The 22,827-nt window shown below is 57.5% G+C and carries 25 protein-coding genes; 17 read left to right on the top strand and 8 right to left on the bottom strand.

Annotation, left to right across the window (positions count from 1 at the left end; translation table 11 throughout):
• Positions 1-20: 20 nt before the first annotated feature.
• The 7 genes from LN450_RS04590 to LN450_RS04560 form a co-directional block, all read right to left on the bottom strand.
• Positions 21-1,145: a TrbL/VirB6 family protein gene (locus LN450_RS04590; RefSeq protein WP_228892647.1), complete on the bottom strand. Its 1,125-nt coding sequence runs from the start codon at positions 1,143-1,145 to the stop codon at positions 21-23.
• Positions 1,146-1,207: 62 nt separating this feature from the next.
• Positions 1,208-1,480 (bottom strand): hypothetical protein, encoded by a 273-nt coding sequence (locus tag LN450_RS04585; RefSeq protein WP_209271215.1) that lies wholly within the window; start codon positions 1,478-1,480, stop codon positions 1,208-1,210.
• Positions 1,481-1,490: 10 nt separating this feature from the next.
• On the bottom strand, positions 1,491-2,153 hold the full coding sequence (locus LN450_RS04580; protein WP_228892645.1) for a type IV secretion system protein: 663 nt from the start codon (positions 2,151-2,153) through the stop codon (positions 1,491-1,493).
• Between the two features lie 2 nt (positions 2,154-2,155).
• Positions 2,156-4,555, bottom strand: coding sequence for a VirB4 family type IV secretion/conjugal transfer ATPase (locus LN450_RS04575; protein WP_228892643.1), 2,400 nt, complete (start codon positions 4,553-4,555; stop codon positions 2,156-2,158).
• Positions 4,552-4,896 (bottom strand): VirB3 family type IV secretion system protein, encoded by a 345-nt coding sequence (locus LN450_RS04570; protein WP_209271218.1) that lies wholly within the window; start codon positions 4,894-4,896, stop codon positions 4,552-4,554. The genes LN450_RS04575 and LN450_RS04570 overlap by 4 nt, the downstream gene beginning before the upstream one ends.
• Before the next feature lie 9 nt (positions 4,897-4,905).
• A complete protein-coding gene (locus LN450_RS04565; RefSeq protein ID WP_209271219.1) occupies positions 4,906-5,205 on the bottom strand; it encodes a hypothetical protein in 300 nt (99 codons plus the stop codon).
• 22 nt (positions 5,206-5,227) lie between these two features.
• Complete coding sequence (locus LN450_RS04560) at positions 5,228-5,665, bottom strand: hypothetical protein (protein ID WP_228892641.1); 438 nt, start codon at positions 5,663-5,665, stop codon at positions 5,228-5,230.
• Between the two features lie 485 nt (positions 5,666-6,150).
• Here LN450_RS04560 and LN450_RS04555 point away from each other — a divergent pair, with 485 nt between their 5' ends.
• From LN450_RS04555 to LN450_RS04475, 17 genes are all read left to right on the top strand, one after another.
• Entirely contained in the window at positions 6,151-6,711 is a 561-nt protein-coding gene (locus LN450_RS04555) for a hypothetical protein (protein ID WP_228892639.1), read from the top strand.
• 281 nt (positions 6,712-6,992) lie between these two features.
• Positions 6,993-7,430, top strand: coding sequence for a hypothetical protein (locus tag LN450_RS04550; RefSeq protein ID WP_209271222.1), 438 nt, complete (start codon positions 6,993-6,995; stop codon positions 7,428-7,430).
• 53 nt (positions 7,431-7,483) lie between these two features.
• On the top strand, positions 7,484-7,798 hold the full coding sequence (locus LN450_RS04545; RefSeq protein ID WP_228892638.1) for a hypothetical protein: 315 nt from the start codon (positions 7,484-7,486) through the stop codon (positions 7,796-7,798).
• A gap of 262 nt (positions 7,799-8,060) precedes the next feature.
• The gene (locus tag LN450_RS04540) at positions 8,061-8,339 is read left to right on the top strand and encodes a hypothetical protein (protein WP_209271224.1); all 279 of its coding nucleotides are present in this window, start codon (positions 8,061-8,063) and stop codon (positions 8,337-8,339) included.
• Between the two features lie 31 nt (positions 8,340-8,370).
• The gene (locus LN450_RS04535; RefSeq protein ID WP_209271225.1) at positions 8,371-8,829 is read left to right on the top strand and encodes a TcpQ domain-containing protein; all 459 of its coding nucleotides are present in this window, start codon (positions 8,371-8,373) and stop codon (positions 8,827-8,829) included.
• Between the two features lie 278 nt (positions 8,830-9,107).
• A complete protein-coding gene (locus tag LN450_RS04530; protein ID WP_209271226.1) occupies positions 9,108-10,592 on the top strand; it encodes a hypothetical protein in 1,485 nt (494 codons plus the stop codon).
• Between the two features lies 1 nt (position 10,593).
• Entirely contained in the window at positions 10,594-11,604 is a 1,011-nt protein-coding gene (locus LN450_RS04525; protein ID WP_228892635.1) for a type II secretion system protein, read from the top strand.
• 19 nt (positions 11,605-11,623) lie between these two features.
• Entirely contained in the window at positions 11,624-12,202 is a 579-nt protein-coding gene (locus LN450_RS04520; RefSeq protein ID WP_209271228.1) for a prepilin-type N-terminal cleavage/methylation domain-containing protein, read from the top strand.
• A gap of 3 nt (positions 12,203-12,205) precedes the next feature.
• Positions 12,206-13,006 (top strand): hypothetical protein, encoded by an 801-nt coding sequence (locus LN450_RS04515; protein ID WP_209271229.1) that lies wholly within the window; start codon positions 12,206-12,208, stop codon positions 13,004-13,006.
• 2 nt (positions 13,007-13,008) lie between these two features.
• Entirely contained in the window at positions 13,009-14,886 is a 1,878-nt protein-coding gene (locus LN450_RS04510) for a GspE/PulE family protein (RefSeq protein ID WP_228892634.1), read from the top strand.
• On the top strand, positions 14,855-15,952 hold the full coding sequence (locus LN450_RS04505) for a type II secretion system F family protein (RefSeq protein ID WP_228892632.1): 1,098 nt from the start codon (positions 14,855-14,857) through the stop codon (positions 15,950-15,952). Before LN450_RS04510 ends, LN450_RS04505 begins: the two co-directional genes overlap by 32 nt.
• A gap of 3 nt (positions 15,953-15,955) precedes the next feature.
• Complete coding sequence (locus LN450_RS04500; RefSeq protein WP_228892630.1) at positions 15,956-17,365, top strand: hypothetical protein; 1,410 nt, start codon at positions 15,956-15,958, stop codon at positions 17,363-17,365.
• Positions 17,362-17,895 (top strand): cyclase family protein, encoded by a 534-nt coding sequence (locus LN450_RS04495; protein ID WP_209271233.1) that lies wholly within the window; start codon positions 17,362-17,364, stop codon positions 17,893-17,895. The genes LN450_RS04500 and LN450_RS04495 overlap by 4 nt, the downstream gene beginning before the upstream one ends.
• On the top strand, positions 17,892-18,407 hold the full coding sequence (locus LN450_RS04490) for a hypothetical protein (protein ID WP_228892625.1): 516 nt from the start codon (positions 17,892-17,894) through the stop codon (positions 18,405-18,407). Before LN450_RS04495 ends, LN450_RS04490 begins: the two co-directional genes overlap by 4 nt.
• Positions 18,404-18,967 (top strand): hypothetical protein, encoded by a 564-nt coding sequence (locus LN450_RS04485; RefSeq protein WP_228892623.1) that lies wholly within the window; start codon positions 18,404-18,406, stop codon positions 18,965-18,967. The genes LN450_RS04490 and LN450_RS04485 overlap by 4 nt, the downstream gene beginning before the upstream one ends.
• 1,219 nt (positions 18,968-20,186) lie before the next feature.
• Positions 20,187-21,416: a DUF1173 domain-containing protein gene (locus LN450_RS04480; RefSeq protein ID WP_209271236.1), complete on the top strand. Its 1,230-nt coding sequence runs from the start codon at positions 20,187-20,189 to the stop codon at positions 21,414-21,416.
• Positions 21,417-21,568: 152 nt separating this feature from the next.
• A complete protein-coding gene (locus LN450_RS04475; protein WP_228892622.1) occupies positions 21,569-21,928 on the top strand; it encodes a hypothetical protein in 360 nt (119 codons plus the stop codon).
• 85 nt (positions 21,929-22,013) lie between these two features.
• Here LN450_RS04475 and LN450_RS04470 read toward each other — a convergent pair whose 3' ends face one another.
• Positions 22,014-22,436 carry a GntR family transcriptional regulator gene (locus LN450_RS04470; protein ID WP_209271238.1) on the bottom strand — a complete coding sequence of 141 codons (423 nt, stop codon included), beginning with the start codon at positions 22,434-22,436 and terminating at the stop codon, positions 22,014-22,016.
• Between the last annotated feature and the right edge of the window lie 391 nt (positions 22,437-22,827).

The raw sequence follows: 22,827 nt of genomic DNA, 5'->3' as shown, positions 1-22,827 counted from the left end.
TAGCCACAACAAATCTGGCTTTACGGATTCCGGCGAATGCCATTTTTTTTGCGTGCATTGGTCAATGCTCCTTGATATTCGCCGGCATTCTCAGCCCGGCTCCGATATGCCATGCGTCCAGTTCTGGGGTCGCGGTGGAAGGTGCCGCCTGCAAATTCACCCATCGCTTTTCCAGGATTCGCTGCAATCTGCGCCGCCTTCAATGCCGCCTTCGCAGGGCTCGCAGCCATTGCCGCAGCCTTCGCTGCGAGTCCGGCTGCACCGATGGAAACGCCGCCGGCCAACGAGGAGCTGATGTCATCAGCCTTGAATAGCATTGCTGTCCCGATTGCAAACACAATCATGCTTCTGATGGCCAGCGATATTGCATCGGCGATTGTTCCACCGCCTTGAGACAATGAACTTGTGGAGAAGGAATTGATCAAGCCGAGTGTCAGACCGACAACGATCATGAGGACAATTCCGTATAGCGCGTAATTAATCGCGGTACGCATAAAGCTTTCAAACATCGGACGCGTTGCATCCCAGATTCCAGCAATCAGGAACAATGGCCCAAGCGACAGGACGATGGCGAGTGATGCGTATCCTATGAATGTAAGGCCCGCCGTCACTGCAACGAAGATCACAACGCCAACGATCACAAGAAGGCCTGCCAGCCAGTACCCCAGAGAATCGACCGGCGCCCATGAAGAAGTTGCCTTCCATAGGTTTGTGCCAGTACAAATTCCCTTGGTCGCCGCTTGATCGAGAGCGTTGCCAAGCTGTAGCTTCCCTTCGGCATCCATCTTGATGTCGCTTGCCGCAAATTTCCCTTGCACCACGACCTGGGCAATCTGCGCAGGTGCCTGCCAGAAGACGTCGGTGACAAAGCTGTTGTAGTAGGCGGCAGATCCAGCAATAGCGGTGAAGACCATTGCGCGCGCCCACCAGACTACAAACTCCATTACGGTTCCGCCGCTACCGCCACGTGCCCAATTCACAACCCACATAGTGGCGTAGAGGCTGATCCCAGCTGCGGCGATTCCAGCCGCCCAGCTGCCGACTGCGGATGCCGACGCTTCGACTTGCTCGCGCAGCTGTAGCGTGGATGAGCTCATCAAGAACTCAACCACTTGTAGGTCAAAATTGCAGGTAGGTGCAGCCATGGAATTCGCCAATAAATGCGCCGGCATAGCCGGCGCGTAAAAAACATCTGACTAAGCAGGATTCAAAAAGCGCTTGCCGCCTGGCGATGCTCTGTCAGCTGACACAGCTTAGCGATTCGCTCGGACGAGCTGGCTTGCTTAGCGCAGGCTGCCAAGACCGGCTTAAGGTCGTCTCCGGCGATGTTGTTGGCCGACCAGGCCGCAAGGTCGCCATCAGCGGGAATGAGCAGGACGCGGCCATCGGCCAGTGTGAGCTTCTCACCCGTTGTTTTCGGGGTGCAGGCGACCATGCTGGCGCAAACCGTGATTGCTGCAAGAAGACGTAGGTAGCGCATGTTTAGCCCCTTAGAAGTTAGAAATTGCCGCGCGGTGCGCGTTGTTCGTCCGCTGCTGATCAATATTCCTACCCGCCTGGGCGGCATTTGACTCAGCAAGGATGCGGATCAACTCGTTCTGAAGATTGGCGTTTTCCACCTGAATCCGTGCCGACAGATCCAGGATGGACTTTTGATCGGTAGCACTCTCAATCTTTGCGCCCAAAGCGCCAATGGTCGCAAAGCGCTGATTGGCGCGGTCAAAACTTTCAGCTGCGATCGCTTGTGAGTTGATCTCGCGATTAGAGCTCTGTTCGGCGAACTTGTTAGTCTCCGCCGACAGACCCTTGATCTTTGTTGCACCAATCGCGCCGGCCAGGTCGCGGATCGACTTCACGCGCTTGGCGTAATCGGATCCCGTTTGAGCCATAGCCAGCGTTTCTTGCCAATTCTTAGGGACGTAGTCTTTGGTCACGTCGGTCTTGAGCAACCCCATGCCTCGCGCGCCTGTTGTCGCTTTATAGGCCTGCTCGGTTGCCTGAAGCTGTTTCTGCATCGATTGAACGGTCTGCAGAGCTTTCTGCACCTGCGTGATGTTCTGAACCAGGTTGGTCGGATCGAGCGTGACCAACTGAGCTGAAGAGGATGCGGATGCCGTGAGAAGAACGGCGACGATGAGAAGTTTGTTTCGCATGATTAGTTTTTCCTTAACATTTCGTGATATACCGGAAGCCAATTCGCAGGATTTTCACCAGCGATTTTTCGTGCCAACTCCATCTTTAAATTCAGGAAGTCGGTTCCACTTAAAACATTAAGCTCACGATTCATGCCTGCAAGGTTGAGATTACAGACCGCGCTCACTCCGGGTTGCTTGAACAAAAATGCGCGGGGATTGGTTTCCGGCAGTTCGTACGCTAACAGTTCAAATTCTTGTTGCGATAGTCCGAGCCCATCCACGTAATCTTTGTACTTTCCTTGTGGATTTGGAAGCAGAAATTTCGATTGAGTTTGCTCCACTAACGCCGACGCGATTTTCGACTCCAATACATGACTTACCTGCTGTGTTCCGAGGATTGCAATAGCGTCTTTTTTTCTGATTAGAAGCAGCTGCTTCTCAACCCATGTCGTGAAATAGTCGTCGCGCAGATATGACTTCAACTCGTCAATGTTGATGATAACTGGGCGCGTGCCCAGGTACGTATCAACCCGATGGAAGAGATATTTCATGATCGGCACACGGACGGCATCGTTCTCCAAGAAGTCCGTTGAGTCGAAGCCGAAATAGCGTGACCCGCTGAAGTCGATTGCATCATCCCCGCTCGGGAATGCCCACTGGTGCTGACCACCTTCGCACCATTCGCCCAGGCGTTTGGTGCTGTCGTCGCGTGTGTCTAGCGAGCTGCGCAAATGCGTCAAGTGCCTGCTGTCGTAAGGCTCCTCCAGCATCACGTACTCGACCCGGTCATTGATTCGCTGCTGCGTGTCAGGCGGCAGAGGATCACCACCAGAAGCGAGCTGCGTCACCATCGATCTAGCAAAAGCAATGTTCTGAGCCGTTGGTGGTAGCTTGAGGAAGTTGAAACCGGTGGGGCGACCCGTCTGCAGGATGCTGTACACCCCGCCGCTGCCTCTGACAAAGATCTCCTGGCCACGGCTCTTGTCAAAGGTGAAGACAGTTGGCCGGGCTTTATCGGACTGAGCTACCAGGAACGTCTGCAGCGTTGTCTTGCCGCCACCGGTGGGCCCGAGGATCAGAGTGTTACCAGGCGCTTTGTCATCGTCCGCTTCAGCGCCGCCCTTTGTTTTTGATCTCCGCATGTCGTGTAGCGCAATGAAAAATGGGGTGCCGGCCTCCGTCAGCAACATAGTTGTCGCCGGCCCCCACTGATTGCCTTCGCGTCGGCCTGTAGGATAGTTATAGAAGGCGATCAGACCTGCGTAGTTGTCCGAGGTGATCGGAGCGCGGCGCGGGCGGTACTTTTCATTTCCCGGAAACTGCGCGTAAAGCGCAGCTTGCAGGGCAGAATCCTCCCTGGTCATCGTGTAGCCGTTATCCACACAGTTCTCTTCGGCTTCGGCTACCCGTGTTTGCAGTTGAGCGGCGGAATCGGCCGTTACACATATGTGCATGTCGTGACGTCCCAGCGAAACGTCACGACTCTGAAGACGCGCTTGCAATCTCGGAAACGCGGCGATTTCGTCGGCAGCTGCATCACCGCTCGCTACCATGCGCCTTGCCTGCAAGCTAATAGCCTCCTGAGCAGCCTGCTTTGAGATGAAGCTGAAGGAGTTCGTCATGATGAATGGGAAGCCAAGGCTCAACGTCTTGGCAAAATCACCTGGTTCCGTCTTCTTAGGGTAAGCAAACACTGAGAGGATCGCACCGTACTCTCGCCGGCCACCAAAATCTCTTACAAACGTGTCAGTGCCAAAGGTGTGGCGAGCACGGCAGATCACATCTGAAGCCAGGTGATTCGTTAGCGGCACTGCCGTCGGAGAGCCGTTAGCGATGAGTGCCAGGTACTCAAGCGTCTCCGAGAAGATGACTCCTTTGTTCCTACGTACACCAAGTCGGCGTGGCTTGTAACGCTCTAAGCTGGCGCTAAGACGGTGCGCGATCAGGTTGATTCGCTCAATGCGCTGGTCCAGAACCTCCGAGTACGCATCCTTACCTTTAGCTTTCCTGCTGAACATCTTGTCGAGCGAGCCAGGCCCGCGCAACACCAACGCACAGTAAAGATCGTTGGCGAACAGCTTTTCTTTCGCGCAGCGGAGGCGGTAGGCCTCATTGAGGTCGCTAGCAAAGCCTGGCTCAAATGTGCCGTCCGCAAAGTCACGGATTAGGTAGTGATTTAGGGTGTCCCAGATCGACACATCTGGGTCTGCAATGGATTGCAGCGTTTTGCACAACGCCTTGTGCCATTGGATAAGGTCGTAGTCGCTTGCAGTCTCGTGGGCCACACCAGCGAGACTGAATGCAGTCATCAAGCTTCCATCATCGAGCTTGACGATATTCGGTGCGACATGGCACCGGTACGGCAGATGCCTGGAGATGCTTACTTCTTGAGAGAACCAGTTGGCCACCGCAGCTTTCATCGCTTTCTCAATGGGGTAGGGGGCACCGAAGTCATGCCGCGCCACCGGCCGCGCGTGAGCAGATGTGGAGCGGATGTTTTAAGGTTGAGCACCATGTATCGAAAGACCAACGGATCTCTTTCACACGCGATCCGTGCAGCCATGAGCAGCACAATGCCAATGGCCGCAAACAGTGCCGCAACAATCCAGTGCCACTTGAGCATGAACACTGCCGTGACGCTTAGGACCAGCAGGATAAGGAGCCCGGCAAAAACCAGCTGGGGCATGCCCGCCACCGTCACGGGGCGGGTCATACCACGGAATACCGGATCACCGGAGTACAGCTCACCGGAATCAGTCATCTTCAGTCCTTAGGCGTAGGACATGACTGCGCTAGTGATGACACCGATCAGCATTGCGGCAAGGAAGAACTTCGCCGCGGTCTTCCAGTCGACCAGATCCATCGCCCACCCGATGATGGACACGACAGCGCCAACACCGAGGATGCCAAGGCCGATCGGGATTGCCCAGGAGTCGTTTGCGTCTTTGATCTTTGCCTGCACTGCATTGCCGTCCGCCATGGCCAGCTCAGGCAAAAGAACCACCCCCAACAACAACGCCATCATCCCCCAGTGCACCAACTTATCGACAGCCGTTGCGCTAATTTTCATACGATCCTCTAGTGGAAAAAAACTAGACGACCGGCCCATTCCTCACATGGATAAAAGGCAGATCGCCGTACTTCTCCAAACCATTGACGAAAGTGTCGAATGATTTGAAGTACCTCACCTGACCACCGCGCGTGATGTGCAGTACCAGGAACCCTTGGTCAGCGGCCGGCTTGATAGGAACGACCTTTTCAGTCTTCTTATGCTGCCGCGTGACGAACTTGACCCTCTCCGTTGGTAAGACAGCTACCCAATACCCAGCGGGGGTCTTAGTGACCGTGCATTGCTGTATTGACTTCTTTTGCTGCAACGCCAGCAGTTCCGATTCATAGATCACCCCCTTGGGGCGGTACTTCGATCCGAATACGTGAACTTGCTCGACGGTCACTTCGTTGGCCCTGGCCACTGACGGCTCCTCCTGTGTTGGACCGCACAGGATAGCTTTGTCCAGAGGTGGGTTCATCTAAGTTGTTGTTCTGTATGGCATATGAGCCAGATTCGGGCCCTTCAGACCCCTCAAATTGCGGTTCCTGCCCGTCAGCGGGCACGACCGCAGGCTGTTCTGGGGCAGGGGCGTAGTACACGTCTTTACGGTCAAGGCTCCCGTAGACATCCCAATCGGGCGCTATCGCGTTCTCGACCACTGGGGACAAGCGTGCCCCGTCCAGTGTCCTCATCAACTCAGCGTCGATCATCCGTGGATCGTCCCCCGCTTGTGCTCGCGCATTAGCTCTCGCAACAGCAGCTTTCACTACCGCCTCCGGCAACACATCGCGTTTCTGCTGAGCCAGGGCAGGGCAGCAGAGTGCGAGTAGGAGCATAGCGCAGGGTGTCGTTTTCACGGAAGCGGGTAAACACGAAAAGGTCGTCTTGCGGCGCACTGTCGCATACTTGCGACACTACCGCAACTGGGTTAACCTGCGCTTCACTTGATTGGGTTCTCCCCGCATGCGCGGCAACGCACTTCACATCACTTCCTTGTTGCTGATCCATGCGGCGGCATTGCTAGCGCTGCCTGCGTCGGCACAAGTTGCAGTGACGATCGACCGGTCAAGCCTTGGGCTTGTTGGTGGCAGCGTTGCTTGCCCTGCTGATGCCGTGATCTTCGTCACTGCCGGCAACCAGGTGCAGCCGGTTTGTAATCGGCCCGAACCGACTGAACTTGAACATGCATCTGTGACCAATGTCTCAAAAAAGCCACCAGCTCCCACATGGGTTGCACTCGATGGAGCTCCGGTGCGAGCAACACTTCTGACTTGGTTGCCCAAAGATTGGCGCCTAGCGTGGGATACGAAAGCTGATCCGCGCGCACCTGGCGTTCGGGCTAATGGCTCGTTCCTAGATGCGGTGAAGTCGCTGTTCGCCACTCGCGCAGAGTGGGGCGTAGGCCTAGAAGCACAGGCCTTTCCGGACGAAAAGATCTTGCAGATTCGAGATGCAAGCAACGTGCTGAAACCACAGCAACTGCCGTTAGCAGAGTCTTCGCCAATTCACAAGGTAGCCCCGTGAAATTTCTCGTTTCCCGCGCCGTTGTTTCTGGGCTTGTCGGTGGCGCTACAGCAGTACTCGCAACCCATTTTGTAGGTCTATATCTGGCTCTCAATGGCCCAGCGGAGATAGGAACGATGTGTGTTATTGGAGCTGCGACGTTTCTTTTCACATGGCTGTTTTTGACGCGTTTGATATACAAGAAATAATCTCAGTCGTTTCATTTGTAACCAGTTCGCATAATCAATCTTATGTCAGCAATACTAACTAGTCATCATAACTAACATAAACTGGATGCCTTTATGAACACGCCGAACCAAACAATGTCTGCCGCCCAGGAGCAGCTGTCTCATGCCACGCCAGGCGCCGAGAGCGCGCTTTTAGAAAATTGCCACCATCGAATCAAATTCAACGGCCAAGTGCCCGAAGCACGCGCTTCCACTGAGAAAACGCTATGCGAAAAAATTGAACAGGTCATCTCGGATTACGCCCATGATTCTTCCTTAGCAGCGACCTATGTTTGTTTGCTGCTTGAACAGGAAATTGGTCTGGCCGGTAACGGGTGGTTTGACGATGATGCCGGGATGCTTTCGTTTATCTATGACGACAAGGTTACGCACACTTTTGACGAAGACGGGAAGATGACAGCGACCAGCACCGAGTTGGGTGCCGCATTAGAAGCTGAGCTATCACGGGAAGATGAATCAAAACCGATTGGATGGGATGTGGTTGAGACCTGACTTTAAACACTTTTTCTTATCGGGGAACTAGGATGTACACCAGGGGAAGCGCTTTGAAAGTTTTTTTAACAGTGATGGCATTTGAATATACCGTCATTTGCTACATCGTCGCGGCTTTGATTGCCGTCTTATCTTTCAGTGCGGCGGTATCAATCGTGTTCATTGGTGAATTGCCGGCGCTAAATCCACTCCGACTGAGCATGCCGCCGGCATGGTATTCGGCTGAAACGCTGACTATCACTCTTCTATGCACTGCCGGCGGTGCATTGGTTGCCAACGGGCTGCACAAATTGAGCAATCGCTTTGAAGCTCGCGTAATGCAGCTATCGCATTGCTCAATAAAACCCAAGGGAATTCCCGACATGTAACCGGGATTTTTAATTATCCGAGAAGTTATACCAAATGCTGAAAGCTGGCCTCCTGGCGATACGCGAAGCAGCTGCGTTAGCCGAAGTCTCCCCCGAGCTCGAAGCCATCGCTGTCCTTACTTGGCTAGATCAAGTCGGGGTCGCTCTGAATCAAAGCGGTTGGCTGGAAAACGATCCCACCACCACACACGAGCTCTACAGCAGCCAAGCACTTTCGTTGCTTGCGGCCGCCGGGCTTACCGACTAGTCCAAGGAACGATTGATGTCAAAGGCCACACGCGCCCTGCCCCGATATCCGCAGGCGCTTTCGCAAGCGCTGGCAAACCCCGCTCGCCGTCGTGACATGGAATTCGCCCTTGGCCTCGCTGATGAGCTAACTCCCTGCCCGGCCCGCGCACATACAGCACTCCTGATCCTTCGGCAGTTTCTTGCGGAGTTTGCCGGCACAGCGCCGGAAGATCTCATCCGCTCCTTTCAGTCGCAGCCTGGTGCTGCAGCCACCAAAAAACGTAACGAGGCAACAACGACCTATGCGAACTAACTTCATAGCCCTGACGACGCTCGCAACGGCAATGAGCCTCGCCGTGATGCCCTTGTGGGCAGCCAACAACACCGCCAAGGCGACGAATCTGATGCCCGTGCAGGCGAAGACGCCTGCTGTCGTGACACCAGCACCGGATAGCACTGACGGATTCACAGTGGTACGCGGGCGCAGCTACCAACCGCCAGCACCACCCACCCCCCCGAAAGTGATTCGCCGATGGACCATCCCGCCCAACAAGCCACTGGCACAAGTTCTGGATGATTGGGCTAGGCAGGAGGGATGGCGCGTCTATTGGCCGCGCACGGATGACACCGATCTGGTTTCGGACATTGAAGTGACATTTCAGGCCGACGACTTTGAAAGCGCGGTCACCAAATTCTTTGCCGGCCTGCCGCACGACTTCGGGCTGACCGCCACCTTCAACCGCGCCAACTCTCCGAAATTGCTCAACGTGACGAGCTCAAGCCGTCAGCAGGACATCAACTAATGCGCGCAAAGGCCCATCTCCCAATCGTTGCCGCCACGGCAGTTCTCCTAAGTGGTTGCCTCTCCCAGGCTGTCCGCAATGAAGTCGACAAACAGGAGAGTGACGTTGCTGTAGCCATAAGCGCACCGCCAGTGACAGCAAAGCGGGCTGAAATCCAATCCAGCGAACGACTGTACATCCCGGTTCGCCGGGTGAAGGCGGCGGATGCACGGAGCTCTTGGCTCACAGGGCATCCGCTGGCTGTGGATCTCGATACCCCAGTGCCCCTTACCACTGTCATGCGTGTGTTTTCTGATCGCGGCGTCAACATCGTCAGCGATCTACCTCTTGACGGCTACACCTGGTCGGGGCGGATCAACACCGCCGATCTGGAAACGGCGTTGCGGATGGTCCTTGGCGGCGTGGGTCTGGATTACGAGATCGATGACGAGCGCAAGCTGGTCACTATTCGCCCAGTCCGTAGCCGCACCTGGACGCTCAACTTGGGCAATCGCAACACGACCTACAGCAGTGGTGGTTCAAACGCGGTGGCCCTGAGCGAAAGTGACACCGACGTCACCGGTTCCGCTTCTGGCGGGGCTGGGGGCGGTATGAACAGCATCAGCCGCAACGGTGGTGGCCAGAACAGCGAAGAAGGCCAACTTGGCGCGCGTATCAATTCCAAGGACAACTTCTGGGAATCGCTGAAGACGGAGCTTGATAGTCGCTTACAGGTCCGCTTCCCGTCGCAGTCCTCGCGCGGCGCCTGGGGGCCGACTGCAGCTGCAGGTGCGCCTGGTGCTGCTCCTGCTGCACCAACTGGAACATCAAACTCTTCTGGCTCAGAACGCACCTGGATCGGCACGTACTCCCTCAACCCTGAGACAGGCTCGGTGACTGTTTCGGCCCCGAACTGGATCCTGACCGACGTGGACAAGTACATGGTCCAGGTCCAAGCGATGTACAACGCTGAGATCACGTTCCAAGGCGAACTGATCATGGTCAGTCGCACGCGCAACGACAGTGAGGGCCTCGACGTGTCTGCCTTTGCCAGTTTTGCCAAGGGCAAGTACGGCGCAGTGATCCAGAACAATGCGCTTGGCGGTGTCACCCTCTCCTTTCCGGGCGGTGCGAACAATCTGGCAAACGTGAGCGCGACGGCGCAGACAGTGGGCGGTGCACTGATCGGGATCACGTCGCCTACCGATTCCCTGCAGCTATTCAATGCCTGGCTTTCCGAGGTCGGTCGCGTCAGCGTCATCCAGCGACCAATCGTCACCACGACTTCTGGTGTCCCTGGTGAGTTCAGCAAAAAAAGCCCTGTCTACTTCAACCTTGTTTCGCAAGAGACAGCTACGGGCGGTGTCAGCGGCGCTGTAAGCGCCACAAGGAACACCCTGCAATCTAAGTCTTTCGGCACTCAGCTCACCATCAATCCCCGTTATGACTTCAACACGGGCTTGATCCGGGCGCAGATTGCACTGAATCACGTTCTTCCCAACGGAAGCCAGGTCATCAACCAGACGATTAGCTCCGGCGATTCGTTTCAAACAGTCAGTACCACCATCCCGCTTGACTCGAAGCTTGCCTACAGCGGCGAAGCACTTCTGCGCGACGGCGACCTGGTCGTTATTGGCGGCCAAACGGAGGAGTCGCGCTCGCTCAATGAGAATGGACTGCCTGGCAAGCGAGGTGCGATCAGCGGTCTTCTAGGCACCAAGAACGTTTCCAAGGAGTACGGCACTTACTACTTCGCCCTTCGCGTCAAGATCAAGGCGCGCTGACATGCGAACCATTCGTAGGGTTGCAGGCTTCACCCTGATCGAACTACTGATCGCAGTTGTTGTTCTTGGCGTGATGCTGATGCTGCTGGCGCCCGTGATGAGCAGCTTCATCACCGCAAATGCAAACAGCTACGCTGAGCAAGCGGCGACGGATAATCAACGCATCGCTGATGCCTTACTTGCCGTCGCGCGCAATGAGGGTGTTGGCAGGCTATCGGCACCTTACTCAGGCGGTGGATACAGCGAAACCGTCTACAACTTGAACGCAACCACTGCAACAGCTTTGGCTTTGCGTCAAGCGCTGGCTGAGACAGGCATCGCTCCGAACGCAGTCAATGACGATGGCACAACTGCCCGCAATGTTCGCGTCTTTCAACGCATCACGGGGCTCACTCAAAGCACGCCTATGTACTTTCGCTCGGGCCCGCTAGTCACCCTGACCTACGACTACGGCGTCGTCTATCTGACAGCTTGCCCCCTCGCCTTAGGTCATTGTGGCTCAGGCTTACCGGGCAACTCAGCCTTCTTGGAGCCTGGCAATTTCCACTTCTGGACGGCAACTCCGCCCGATATTGCTCCTCGCTTCGTTTCAACCCTGCCGGTGCAGACTTCGATGCTTACCACGTCAACACGCCGACTGGATCGCGTGCGAGATGCCCTGCTCTCCTATTACCGAGGCCGGCAGCTGACCGCATCTGCGACCGACACGACGAATTGGTTTCCAGGCTCTGGGCTGGGTGGACGCGCACCGAGTTCCAACATGGGATGCCGCGATGGTTGGTATCCGCTCGATCAATCAAACGTGCTGACGCTGGTCGGCCTGTCGCCCAACGAATTCGGCCTTACAAGCTGGGGTGGCCGTGTTGAGTACTGCCGTGACTATGACCCCACCACTTCCAAAGCTGAGAACGCCCCACCCCATGCAGCTGCACTACGCATACGCGCCAGCGTCTCCACTGGCGCAGCTCCAGATCCAACCGTGCTTGCCAACAACGTGATTCTTACCCTCTAAGGACCAAGGAAACATCGCAATGAAGAACTTCAACCTGCAGCGCCGTACGCAAGGCTTCACCCTGGTCGAGCTCCTGATCGTCGTGATCATCCTCGGCATCATCATGACAATTGTGGTCATGAACATCGTCGGAAACACCGTGGCAGCTCGCGCCAAAATGCTACAGCGCACAGCGCAAGCCACCGCCCAGAACGTCAACCTAATGAGTCTGACCTGTGGGACCAGCACTGCAATCCTGAACAGCCCAATTCCCGCCAGCGGAAGGACAATGGCCGATGTCGTTTTCGGTGGAAGCGAGAACGTGGCCACCGCTTATCAGACCTGCTACACCCAGTCGTCGGTGCGCTCGATGCGCGACGGTGCGGCCAGGGTAGGTAATACGTGGCAGGTGGAGAGCTACCCTGTCACCTTGTCCGGCGGCGGTAACGACAAGATCATTGTCACGTTTCAAAACGTGCCCGACGAAGTGGTGCTGAGTCTCGCACAACGCTTCGATGGCAGTATCACTGCGCTTGCAAGCAGCGACACCACGTCTGATGTCGTGCGGTACACCGCTGCGAGCAGTGGAACCCGTACAGCCACCGTGCGTGTGAACTGATCAATGTATCCGTTCTTCATCGTTGCCTTGTTCCTTGCGCTCTGCGGTGCACTTGTAAACGTTGTGATGAAGAAGGACGCCAGAACCGACAGCATGCGACAGCAGCGCATGCGCACCGACCAGGCGCGCGTTGCCGAAGGTCTGGATCGCTACATCACCGAGCGCGGGCAAGCCCCGCCCTCGCTCGATGCTCTTGCGGCGACCCCTGGCTTCGAGCACGTACGCGGATCCAGAAATCAATGGCAAGGCTACGTCGCCAGCGGGACACTCAACGACGGGACATGGCGCTATCAGAGGGCTGCAGCTTGGTCAGTGCGGCGTAAAGACGGTGGCACCAACTACCCAAACGAAAATGAGTGCGGCACCGGTAGTGCGGCTTCCGCGAGTAGCTGGTGTGGCTCGAAAGATGGCACCTGGTATCGAAACGAGTCGCGCGGAACATATGCGAACGAAATCACCCAGCAGCGCATCAAGCAACAACGGACGCTTCAGCTTCTAGCTGACCAGTGGACCGCAAGACAGGAGTTCCCCGCAAAAGGCAATGACGGCGTAACGCTGGCCTCAGGCCAGCAGCGAACCCTGGCTTCACTGGTGGGATACACGGGATCGGCAACTACATGCACGGGAGTCTATGTGTGGGCTGGGATGCCGCTGGACTGCACCGCCCTCTATGACGTTTGGGGCGGTCCTGTCGGCTATCAGTACCAGTCAAGCCGATACATCGTTCTAGTTAGTGAAGCCCCAATCCAAACAGCCACCGGCAACAACGTCCTCGTTGCCTCGCCTCTTCAAGTTCAGGAATAACAATGGAACCCGCCCAAACTATGGCTGCTGGCTGGGGTTGGACCCGGCCCAGCGATGACATCATTCGCCTGGCCAACATCGCTCACACCACTTCCGGCAAGCCGGAGCTAGGGCTGTCTGAACTGAAGTTGCTAGAGCCCCAGCAGATTGAAGTGCTACGCCGTAAGCATCCTAACAGCAAGGATCTGCTTGATCTTGCCGCTCAGGAGTATCCGGCCAAGGTCCAACCGTTCCTAGAGATGATCAATGCTCTCAGCAACGGCTTCCCGTTCTACGACCAACTCGAAATCCTTGAGCCCCACCCGACCATCAATGAGGCAGCTGTTGCCAAGCGGTGCGAGGAGCTTGACTGTGCGCTGCTGCTGATTGAGTCGCAGCAGCCGGTCATCGTGTTTTCAACGTTTAAGGCAATGATGTCGTACAGCACTGCCGGTCGCGCTGCTAAGGCGAATGACCCTTTGCTGGTGAAGACTGGCGATGCGTCACCCAAATTCGCCGTGGGCTCTCGCGATGACATCTCGGCAATCATTGCTCAGGCGCGTGGCCACCAGGACGAAGCTGCCAGTGAAAGCGTCAACGTTTGGCACGCAACGTCGCCTGAGACAAAGGAGCATCCCGGGCAGCGAGAGCTAGCACGCCTGTTCGATCACGCAATCGCTGAGGGCGCTACCGACGTTGCCCTCCTCCCACAGCTTGACGGCAGTTACCACGTTCTCATTCGGAAGTACGGCAAGCTGATCGCGCCCCGCACAGGTGCGAGGTGGTTGCCACAGCTTGCGAATTCCATCATCGAAGTGCTGCAGAACAAGTCTGGTGCGAATCCATCGAATACGGCTTACAAGACACCCAGAGACGGGCACATCAATTACAAGTCGGGGGTTGGCGATGCCTTCATGCGAGCCTCGTTTGTGCCGTTGAACCACCTGGGCGAGCTCAAGACGCGTCCAAGCGTGAGCGTCCGGCTGTTTTCGCATAGTGAGTCAACCATCAACCTCGAAGCTCTCGGCCTCCAACCCGAAGTGCTTGCCGCGATCGATGACGCAGTGCGTATGCCGCAAGGGCAGATCCTTGTGGCCGGTCCAATGAATTCGGGAAAGTCCAGCACCATCGCTGGCGCACTGGGCCTTCATGCGCGCATCTATGGCCGCAGCCGCAAGCGAGTGAGCGTCGAGGAGCCTATTGAGCGCTTCATTGCCGATGTGACGCAGATCAACGTCCCCCCGATCGCACTCAAGCAGGGGGGTGTGCGCGTTGCTGACGAGCAGCGTTTCAATGAGATCCTGCGCGGTCTGAAGCGACACGATGTCAACACGTTCTGGATCGGTGAGGTTCGTGACCAGGAGACCGCCGAATTCTGCGCGACGGTGTCAGCATCTGGACATCTGCTCCTCACAACAATCCATGCCAAAGACTCAATCTTGGCCTTTGACATCTTGGCCAAGATGGTACGCGCAGATATGCGTTTTCAGTTGGCGGAGTCCATGGCACTGATCATCAGCCAGCGTCTGGTCCCGTCACTATGCACGGTCTGTCACAGGAAAAGCGCGCCGACTGATACTGAAGTTGCACAGTGGGCCCGCTACATGTCCATCCTGGGCGAGAAGCTCGCGCTGCCGCCCGTGCTTAGTTACGCACGGCCGCATGAGGACACACAGTGCCCTCATTGCGAAGACGGCTATGCCGGCCTGGTGCCTGTCAGCGAGGTGTTGCCATTCACACGATCCGTGCGAGACGCCGCCCTAATTTTGCTTGAAGCGGAAGGAGACAAGAAAGCTGCCCGCCTCGCAATTGCGAAGGAGCGCACCCTGACCTTGGTCGGGTCAGCGCATCGCTACTTAGCAACAGGTGATGTTGACCTGGCATCAGTCATCTACCTGTGAGCCCGAAATGTCTACGCAGATGAATCTACGCGACCTGCAGGAATCAACTTCCGCGCTGCGATCGCAACTTGCGGCCGGCGTCCCTCTTGCCGACGCTGCATCACGTTTAGTCCGCTTGCAACCGAAGCATGCTCAGTTCTGGGCGGATGCGGCGGCCCAAATGCGTTTGGGCCGTCCGCTTTCCACCGTGGTGGCGGGCGTATGGCCGGAGGCCGCAGTGTCTGCTGTCGAGGCGGGAGAAGCCACTGGCGTGCTGACCGCAGTGCTGGAGCAGTTGACGCAATCTGTGAAGCTTCAGCGCGCCCTGTTGAAGTCAGCCGGCCGGATGAAATACCCGTTGGCGATCAGCGTCGGCTCGATCCTTGTGTTCGTAGCCTTCATGCTGACGATCGTACCCATCATTGCTCAGAGCATCATCCGCGCAAGCGGGCGCGTGGGCGAGCCTGACGGGCTCGCAGGGCTGGGCCTGCAAGCCAGAACACTCCTGGTAGATCATTGGTTCGTTTCTGCTGCAGGACTGATCGTCCTCAGCATCGCTTTTGTAGGCTGGGTGCGTTCCCCGACGACCCGCGCTGAAGCGATCCGGCTTCTGCTAGATGCCCCGCTCTTTGGCTCAGCGCTGCGCCACATGTCCTTTGGGCTCTGGGCCCGTTACATGGCTATGGCTGTTGCAGCAGGGTTGTCGACACGAGACAGCCTGGGAACCACTGTCGCAGTGCTTCCCGAGCCGTTGCGCGCCGGAGTACTCGCTCTGCAGCATGATCTTGCGGTCAAGCACGTGCCGCTCGATATCGCGTCCGATCCGGATAAGCAGTCAGAGAATGATCCACGACGTGCGTGGCCATTCTATGTAGGCAATGCGTTCGCGGTGGGCGAACGCACGGGCAATCTGGACGAAGAGCTCAATCGCGTTGCGCCTGAGCTGATTGCTTTGGGACAGGAGGAGATGGAGCGAGCACTGGAAATTAGCAACATCGCCGCGATGGCGTTCGCCGCCATCCTGATCGGGTCAGCAATGCTTGTGGTTTACCTGCCGATGCTGAAGAGCATGGCGAACATCCGGTGATTAATGGATAAGAACACTCTAATCGGCAAGCTAACGAAGCTTATTCCTGGGCGCGAAAAGTCGGGCCTTCACTCAATGCAGCCAATCAAAAAGGTTGCTCCCAAGCTCGATGCTGAACCTGCCGCCGATCCCGCAGAGAGCGCGGAGCTCGGAGCGCCGCCTATCCTTACCGCGCGTACCAATAAGGCCGGCAAGGCACCGAAGGCGCCCAAGGCCCCGCGTGCGCCCAAGGCCCCGCGTGAGCGGACCAGCAAGCCAGCCAAGCATGACTTCCAGGTTCTCACCAGCCCGGCAAGTCTTGTCAACACGACTCATCGCAAACTGCTGCTGACTGGACACAGCGTTTTCGCGACGATGGACTCGCGCAAAGAAACGCCTGCGAATTTCATCGCTCAGCCACAACGCGCCACCGTGCCGGCGCTTCGCCAGCTTCTTGGCAGGCCTGCAGGGTCACTTCGCGTCTTTGTGGATGAGCGGTTGCCGCAACGCCCGCGCACACGATACGCAATCGCCCTCGATGGCTACCTCAAATGGGGCTTCAAGAATGGCGTCGGCAGCACCGTGCTGCTCGGTGGTGGCCAAGATCTTGATGCAACCTATCTTGAGGTGTACGTCTTCCAAGACAGGGTCTTGGTCGAGATGGACGAGCGTGAGCTACCGACCGAAGGTGATCCGCATTTCCGCGTGACCTTGGACACCCTGCTTGACGAGCTGCGCGGCCGTTACCCACACCTGCGATTGTTCGCGGCTGCACCGCTGCCTGACTGGGGGCGGGTCGATATCGGCTACTTGGCCGATAAGCCCATTCGTAGCCTGAGCTTTGTACCGCTATCGGCAACTGCAACAACCCGCAAGACAGCGCGGCCGCTCATTGTGTTGTCTGCACTGGGTGCACTCGCGTACGTCGGTTTGGTCGGCACCGGTTGGCAAATGTATGCCTCTGCAGCCAAGCGATACTCCGAGGAGGCCGCAGATCCAGAGCTCACCCGAGCTGGCGGCATAAATAACACCCAGCTGGAAGTGATGCAGCAGCGCCGCATGTTCATGGAATCGCCCAGGCCCCAGGTAGAGCTGGCGCGGCGAAGCCGGCGCATCGTTGCCGGTCTTGCCTCTATCCCCGGAGTGCGTATCTCCGAGCTAGTGTTCAAAGGGCGCGACGCAGCGGAGGCTGCAGCAGCTGCCACTGGGCTGCCTGTCGACCCTGCGATTCAGCCAGACAATGGCCCCTCACCGGATGTCTCGATGAAGTTGGTCGTTCCCATGCAGGGAACCACCGCCATGGAGCAGGCGAAATCACTGATGAAGATCGCTAGCGACAGAACCGGGCTCACGCTCCGGGTCATACCTGGTGGCCTCAGCGACGACGAGGCCGCATCCACACGGACGATGAGCATCGAAGGATTTGCACAATGAACAGGACACTGCTCCTAGGCCTGGGTGTTGCAGCCGTGCTGGGCACCATGGGAGCCAAGGGCTTCACCACACTCCGCGACAAGGCGCGGCTGCAAGAGAGCGCCACAGAGGTCGTACAGCGCTGGAAACAGTCGTACAAGGCACTCGCAGCGTTCAACGGCGCATGGACCAAGCGCTATCCGGCGGCTGCTGAATATGCAGACCTGCTTGACGTGTACAACAGCCTGCGGCTGTCGAGCTACGGCCTGGCCTCGAACCCGGACAAGCTCGGCGTCACCCGCCACGAGCCAGTGCAGTACAACAACTCTGCACTGGGCTTGGTTCGTGTCTGCATTGCCTCTGACGCGATCAATGCTGATTCGGGGCTCACGGTCACTGCATCCACACATGAGCAGCTGTTGGATGGCGTGCGCGCCCTCTCCGAACGGGCGGAGGTGGCAATTGGCGGCATCAAGGTGAAGGGCGGTGACGGTGCGCCTACTGCAGAGCTGCAGAACTTTTGCCTGCTACTCAGGGAGACCGCCGCATGAAGATCCTTCAATCTTCGTTGGTGCAGTTCCTGATAGGCGCAGGCGGATTGACGCTGCTCTGGAGCGTTACCGAACGTGTCAACGCCAACTTTTCTGCGCTTCCGATCCAGCAACTCAATACCGTCACAGGCACCGGCGCAGTCGCCGCCACCACTACCCTCTACCCGGTGTGGGTTGGCACGCCAGCATCCGCACTCGTTGCAAGTCAAGAAGACGTTGACCTAAACGGTGCCTTCGGATCTCAAACTGCCTCAACCGAGGGCGACGAAGTTGCGCCCAACTACGCGGAGTCCTTGCGACCGAATCTGAAGGTTGATGGCACCGCCAACGGCGGCGCCTTCATCAATGGTCGCTATTACCCAATTGGCCGCGAAATGGATGCACTCGGCATTCAGCGCGAAGATGGCGGCCGCGTGATGCCGAGGCTTGTCTCAGTCGCTGAGCAACGCATCGTCATCGCAGTTGGAACTGAAACCCTGGTGCTCGAACCCGGTGCGCCAGGATGGCAATGAGCCTGGCGGATCTTCGTTTCGATCATCCCCGTATCTTCTGGTGCGGGGCCGTGGCGTTGTCGGCGACCTTAGTGCTGGGGACGTTCCTTGCGCTGCCTGACAACGGCTTTTTCCAAGCGACAGGAATCAGTGGCGCGCAACGACGTGTCTTGGCTCTCAAGAACGCAGGCTACTGGTATTCGCGCTCTCTGACCCATGCATCGGCGCAGGGACTCCAGTTTGATACCCGGTTCGGCAATGTCTTGCGCTACCAGGACGGAGGCCTGTTCGCTTCGCTGCCAAGTGGCGATCGCTTCACCGAAGTGAAACTGCAATTCGCAGATGTGGTTGTCATCTCGCCCGCCATCGCACACCGCGTGGTCCATGACCTGCGATTTAAAGACGCGCGCTTGGAGATCTACGACCAGGACAAGTCTGTCGTCTGGGTTGCAGGGAAGCCGCTCAATATCACACTCATCGAGGTGGGAGCTGCCCAGCCAGACCCCAATCCGCCGACGAACATCGTTGACCTCGCATTTGCGTCGTACTACTGGAATCAAGCCAAGGGAGAACAGCAATGAGATTTAGTCTTCTAACGATCGCACTGGCCACTGCCACTGCCAGTGCAGGCGCCCAGGCCCAGTCCGTGGTCAATCAGTCAACCCAGGACGGTGCGATCACCATCAGCAATGATGCGGATCTCACTGGTGGACGCGTTCGCACGCAGGCTCCGATCATCATCGTGAGTGGGAGCAAGAGCACTACCACCTCCTGGGGAGCCCAGGGCACCGGAAACCTCACAATCCGCTCGCCCTTATCTGGCCTCACTGCCGCCACTAGCCAGTTAAACCCTTCCGGTGCCGCAGCGAGCGTCAACGCTTCTGCAGCTACACAGCCACCTACGATAATTCGCACCGGCTCAACATCTCGCTGGGTGCCCCAGACGCAAGCCTGCCCTGCCTTCTATACCGGCACGATCACCTGGGAAGCTGAGGAAGTGCAAACGGTTGTCAGTGCATGGCGTCCTACTGGTACCACGCGCAACTACACCAATGCGTGCGTAGCCACCGTTGAGACTCAGTGGGTAAACCAATCGCAAGGCTGCCAGGCGTACTACTCCGGGACCAACACGTGGCAGGCTGAGCAGCGCCGCTCCGGCGGTGGACCGTGGAGTTATACGGGCGCCACCCGGAACGCATCGAACACGTGTACCGCAATCGTGGAAACGCAGTGGGTAGGCGTCTCCGGTGGCTGTCCGTCCGGATACAGCGGCTACCACAACTGGGAGGCAGAGCAGCGCCGCTCCGGCGGTGGGGCTTGGTCGGCGACTGGCGCGACGCGTAATGATCAGAACACCTGCACTGCGCCGCCCCCACCCGCGCCGCCGCAGCCGCCTGCGGTGTGCGCCGTCACAAGCAGCGCCTTCCGTACAACTGCAGGGGCCGGCAGTACTGTTGCGCCTGCACGGACCTGCACAAGCAACGACGCAGGCAGGTTGGCTGTTGTGCAGTCAAACATCAGATCGGTAAATCAACAGTGTCAGGATCAATCGAGCTACGTGTGCAACGGCAACACGTGGACGCTTCTCACTTATCGTACTGAGCGCCGCTGTGATGCAGGCACAAACGTTGGGCCGGCGCAGTACCAGACCTGGGACGTGGCAATCGAAACCTCAGGGCTCATTTCCGAGACAACAGGTGCATCCGGCCAAGCAGCTTTTGCAGCTGTGCCTGGTGCTAACGCAATTGCTACCTACGGGTGCAACAGGTTCTAACGCTGCACATCGATTGGAGAACTAAGATGATCATGATTGAAGGTACCGCCATCGATGTCCGCAGCCGTGATGCCAACGGCATGCTGGCGCGAGCTCACACCGCAGGTAAGCGGCCAGCCTGTGGCTGCCGCACACCTCCTATTCCGATGTACATCGCCAAGCACGACGATCTGTACGTGGTCAAGCGCATGCCGGGCAGTGGCGCAAAGCATTCGCCCTCATGCGACTCCTATGAGCCGCCAGCCGAGCTCACCGGACTAGGCGAGGTGCTTGGAACTGCAATCACCGAAGACCCGGAAACCAGTACGACGACCCTGCGGTTAGCGTTCAGCATGAGCAAGGGCGCCGCGCGCAACGCACCGGTGCCGTCTGATGGTGAAACGACCACCGTCAAGTCGGATGGCACCAAGCTCACGCTGCGCAGCGCGCTGCACTACCTGTGGGATCAAGCCGGCTTCAATCGCTGGACCCCAGCGATGGATGGAAAGAGAAACTACAGTGTGGTGCGCAAGCATCTGCTGCTGGCCACCGAGGACAAAGTTGCGAAGAACGCGCAACTTCGCGACATGCTTTACATCCCTGAGCCCTTTTCGCTAGAGGCGAAGGACGAGATCAATCAACGGACCAAACAGCTTTTCCGATCGATTGCAGGCGTGAAAAATGGCAAGCGCAAATTGATGATTGCCGTTGCTGAAGTCAAAGAGATAAAGGACGCAACATACGGCCGAAGGATCACCTTCAAACATCTGCCGCAGACAGACTTCTTTCTGGACGCCAAGTTCGCGAAGAAGTTGGAGGAGGCCTTCGCAAATGAGATCGAGATCGCAAATGCGGACGAGAAGTCGCACTTGATGTTCGTTGGCACCTTCAGCGTCTCCGAAGCGGGGGTGGCAAACGTCGAGGAAGCTGCCATGATGCTGGTGTCAGAGAACTGGATCCCGTACGAAAACTTGCAAGAGCTTGACCTGCTCCGCTCACTGGTTGCAGACAAGCGTCGTTTCATCAAGGGGTTGCGGTTCAACCTCTCAAACAAGAAGCCTCTCGCATCGGTCGTCTTGAATGACACTACCCCGGATCCTGTTGCGCTCTATCTTGTGCCTGGTGAAGCGGAAGAGGCCTATACAGCTGCGCTCGCGTCTGTAGTCGAGTCGAGCAAGTTGTCGGCCTGGTTCTGGCGGAGCGAGGACACAATGCCGGCACTGCCGGCGATTGAAGGCTATCAAACTCAGGTGTTCGCGCCTGCAGAGCCGAGTTGATGCGATCCGGATTAGTTCAGCCTGTTGTTTGCTGATCTGCTCCACCATCGATCGCTACCAGACTCTCAGCTCTCTCTGTTCACGGATCGGCCCTCGCCAAGTTCAACCCCCCCGGGCCTGGCGCGGGCCGATCCCCTTTCTGGGGCCCTGCGATGCAACGTTATCCGTGCAATGCCCGCGACTTCTTCGCATCGGGCAACTCGCCGCTGCTGCACCCGGCGGCTTCACCAGGCGTTGTCGTCATCAGCCCGCCGGCACTAGAACTGCTGTGCCGGCACAACATCAATCCGGCGCACGTTGTGCGCGCGCATGTCACCGGTTGTTGGCCGGCGGTCGACTTTGAGGAGCGGGAGCAGCGCCTAGAGGGCCTTCGCGCAGGTTCGCGCATCGTAGGCGTGTTCGCGCTTGATCCTCATGCGCGCTTTAACGTGCATGTCGTTTCCGAACCGGCACGGTCTCTGACGCTGGTCGTCTTGCCAGAGGAGGCTGAAGTCCTCGCAGGCAATCGCTGAAGTGTCCGCGTTGTTATGGCGATCAGCCACGCACGCACAAAAAAGGGCCGGCGTCGCTTACACGACGCCGGCCCTTTTTCATTGCCTACACTGCTGCTTTCTTCTTTCGCTTACTAGCGATGAGCTTTGCGAGTACCCGCACACTTGCCGACTCAATCTCCTCGACACTGAAACCGAGCTTGCGGGCTTGCGCGACCATCGCTGTCACAAGTCCATCCATCTTCTGCTCACGCTCGGCCTGTGCAGGAATGTGTACCGTTTCGCTCACGATGTAGCGCGGCAGTGGTCCGCGATCATCCGTATCTTGCACGACGTTTTCTTTAAGCAAAGTCTTGTAGGCTCTGGCAACGATGTCCTTCGGTACCTTCCAAAGCTCAGCGGCATCGCGGACTGAAGGTAGGCGGTCTCCGGCTTTGAGCTGGCCGGCGAACACTGCCGCTTTAATTCCGTTTACCACTTGCGTGGCCTTCGGCGTATGACTTGCTTCGCTGATCTGTAGGCGCAACATCGATGCGGTCTTTGACCGGAGTATTAGGCGAGAGAGCCGTATTTGAACATGAATGCTTAGCTCGCCGATAGCTGAAATTGCGCCAGCTTTTTGACTCTTACACTATTGCCTCACAGTTCTAATTACCGGCTGCTGAAGCGGCAGCCATCGTTGGCAACGTTTCTCGATGAGCTCGCCTGATGCCCCATTGCGGCAGTGGGTGGCGTTGTGTGTCGTAGGAGCGCCAGCAGCGTGACTTTGGAGCGGCCTTCGGCCCGGTCCCCGCAGCTGCGCTGCGCCTTCGGCTGGTGCTACGCATTGAGCCCCTGCGGGTCTCTCCCCTTCGGGCCTGGGCACCTTTGCTCTTCGCGCCGGCTACGCCGACGCTGCGCGCTCCGCTTGCTTTGCGCTG

This window comes from Xanthomonas euvesicatoria pv. euvesicatoria (assembly GCF_020880415.1).
Lineage (GTDB): Bacteria > Pseudomonadota > Gammaproteobacteria > Xanthomonadales > Xanthomonadaceae > Xanthomonas > Xanthomonas euvesicatoria.
The sequence above is the reverse complement of the archived record's forward strand: the minus strand, read 5'-3'. Positions and strand labels throughout refer to the sequence as shown.